The organism is Ideonella sp. P3_A4 (assembly GCF_056403075.1).
Window position 1 is genome coordinate 1 of sequence record NZ_JBFUGE010000688.1, and the last position, 2,976, is coordinate 2,976.

Below are 2,976 nucleotides of genomic sequence, written 5' to 3' on the forward strand. Positions count from 1 at the left end.
GACCGGCCCTGACACCGCCGGCACCGTGCCCTGCAACTGGCAGCACGGCGGGCCGGTGATCGGCGGCGTCGCGTTCCTCTCGCTGTGGCTGTATGTCGAGCTGATCCCGCGCGAGTACTACTCGTACCCGTTCTACGACCAGAACTGGGAAGTCTTCGGCTGGTGGCTGCTTGGCGCGCCAGCCGTCGGTGCTGTCGGCAGCGCGCTCGGCGCACTCGCCGTATGGGCCCTTTCGCGGCATGTGGACGGTAGCTTGCTCGCCAAGGAACTCGGCTGGGGTGCGCTGCGCGGCCTGCGCGACTTCGTTCTGTATTTCTACCTGTTCCGCGAAGGCGACACCAACGACGGCCACTACACGCCCAAGATCAACAAAGACCACGAAGAGTACGTGCCGGCGCGCGCCGACTTCGACGGTTACCCGCCCAAGGACGGTTCACCCTACAAGCTTCCGTACGAGAAGGACGTCCACTACTTCATCGGCCAGGCGCACCTGGGCATGTTCAGCCACATGGCGCTGCACAACGGCAACAAGCCGCAGGTCTACGCGATCGACTTCGCGCACGACTTCGGCGACGAGGTGCTGGCAGCGCGCGGCGGCACGGTGGTCGACTGGTTCGACTGGGTGCCCGACGACACCGACCYGGACGAAGACACGCAGACGCAGGCCGCCAAGGACGCCTTCGACTTCATGGACGCGCTCGGCGCCACGGGAAACTGGCGCGGCGAGACCGACACCACCAAGCGCAACTACGTGCTGATCCGCCACGACGAGCGGAACGACGACCACGACAAGGGCTTCGACGGCGCCGACGTGACGACCTATGCGATCTACATGCACGGCGTGAACGGCAGCGTGCGCAAGGTCTTCAAGGACACCTACAACATCGAGCCGCCGAACATCATCGGCACCCGGGTGCAACAGGGCAACCCGATCATGCAGGCCGGCGACACCGGCAAGAGCATGCACAACCACCTGCACATGCACCTTCAGCCGGGTGCAGCCACGCCCGACGACATGGCCGACCGCGCCAAGCGCGTGGCTGACGATGATCTGGAGCTGTACACACTGCCCTTCGTGTTCGCTGACGTGCCGGGCGACGGCGTGCCCGTGCGCCTGACCTGGTACACGTCGGAGAACGATCGCACTGAGGAGTTGCCAGCATGACCAGCGGCATCGCCTCGACTCTGCTGCAGCCGCAAACGCTGGCCCGCATGGCCGGGCGTTCGCCCGAGGCCGACCTGGGCGACGAGCTGCTCGCACTGGTGCACCGCATCGTCATGGACCCGGCGGCACTCGAGGCCGTGCTGCCCGCCTTCAAGCGCGCCGGCGAAGCGGTGGGCAACCACCTGCAGGCCCGCATCACCGAGGGCCTTCCGCGCGCCCTGCCGGAGCTGCGCGGCGTCTTCCAGCCCTGCATCCAGAGCTTCATCGACCTGGGCAGCGGTGACGCGCCGCAGTCGCCCGCCGATCTGCTGCTGAAGATCGCCGACGCGGTCGACGCGCTGGCCGCGTCGCTGGACAGCCTGTCCGACGATGGCCTGCGCGCGCTGGTGCGGCGTCTGGCCGCGGTGTTCAGCGAAACGCTGGGCCTGGATCGCAACCTCATCCGCGACACGCTCGCGCTCTTCTTCAAAGAAGCGCGAGCCGGCCTGCTCGAAGGCGTGACGGCGATGAGCGCTGATGCGGCGGCCACGCGCATGGCCGTGGCCTGCGCGCTGCGCCGCGTCGAGCCCGAGCTGTACGGCGTGTTGCCCGCGTTCGACCTCAACCCCAATCGGCTGGCCGATCTGCTCATCGCCGAGCTGCGCCGCACCGGCATCACCAAGCTGCGCGACCAGGGCGAATGCCTGCTCGGCAAGCTCAAGGCGGTGCTGGGTGCCGTGGCCGAGATCGCGCGGCTCGTGGCCGGCGCCCAGGTGGGTGGCCAACTGGCGCCACCGGTGCCGCACTCGCTGAAAGCGTCGAAGGCCATGAAGGCTGCGCCGGGCAAGCGCATGCGGGCGAAGGCCGGGCCGAACTCGCCTGCGCACGCATCGACCCCGCCTTCAGAGCGCAGCGACGACGGCACCTACTGCTGGTACGCCTCGTGGCTCTATGCCACGCGCCGCCAGACCTGCTCCAACAACACGCCGGGCGCCGCGCTGGCGATGAAGGTCGTGCCCGGCTACCCGGAAGACGAGGTGTGGCTGAGCGCCGACCGGAAGAAGCTGGTGCTGCGCCGCGCGGGTGGCCCCGACGAGCAGTTGGACGAGAGGGACACGCCGTCCGAGTGGCACGAGTTCAAGCAGTTCAAGATCGAGAGCACCGAGTGGTTCACCTTCGGCCCCTTCTCGGCCCCCTTCCTGGAGACCTGGGCGCACGTGACCGCCGTGCTGGTCGAGGCGGTCGCGGGGCTGTGGCATTGCATCGCGATGGCCGCCAGCCCGAAGGAATATGCCGTCAACATCCCGTTGTGGCTGTGGAACTGGGGCCGCGCCTGCTCCTCGGGCATCGCGAAGACGCCCCTGCCCTCGCTGATCGCGCAGAAGGCCGGCTGGGGCATGGGCGCGAAGTACCCRTTCTCGCCGCTGGTGCCCATCCTCACGGTGCTGCTCGGCTCGCTCGAAGGCAAGCACAGCAAGACCAACGGCACCAACTGCTTCCTGCAGTGGCTCACGCTGCTGGGCGGTGACGCGATCAATGCTTTCACGATCAGCGTCGTCACCAACGCCCTGCGCAGCATCTCGCTCAGCGTCTTCACGCTCATCAACTACACCGGCCCCAACAACCGCGACCGGCCGGATTCGTGGACCTACGAAAACGAGACCAGGCCCAAGAACTGGGACATGAGCGGGCCGCTCACCAGCCTCGTCAACACGCTGCTGGGCATGCTGTTCTTCAAGCTGATCTCGCGCGATGACTACGGCCTGCCCGTGGCCGCGGGCAGCGACGCCAAGCCTTTCGTGCTCTGGTGGATCTTCGGCGGCGTGCTGTTC

At 67.6% G+C, this 2,976-nt stretch carries 2 protein-coding genes; both read left to right on the plus strand.

The genetic code is table 11. The features are described from left to right. On the plus strand, positions 1 to 1,165 hold a 1,165-nt coding region (locus AC1DYI_RS31165; RefSeq protein WP_477207989.1), incomplete at its 5' end, for a M23 family metallopeptidase. Beyond that, a partial coding sequence (locus AC1DYI_RS31170) for a hypothetical protein (protein WP_477207990.1) occupies positions 1,162 to 2,976 on the plus strand: 1,815 nt, incomplete at its 3' end. The genes AC1DYI_RS31165 and AC1DYI_RS31170, both read left to right, overlap by 4 nt.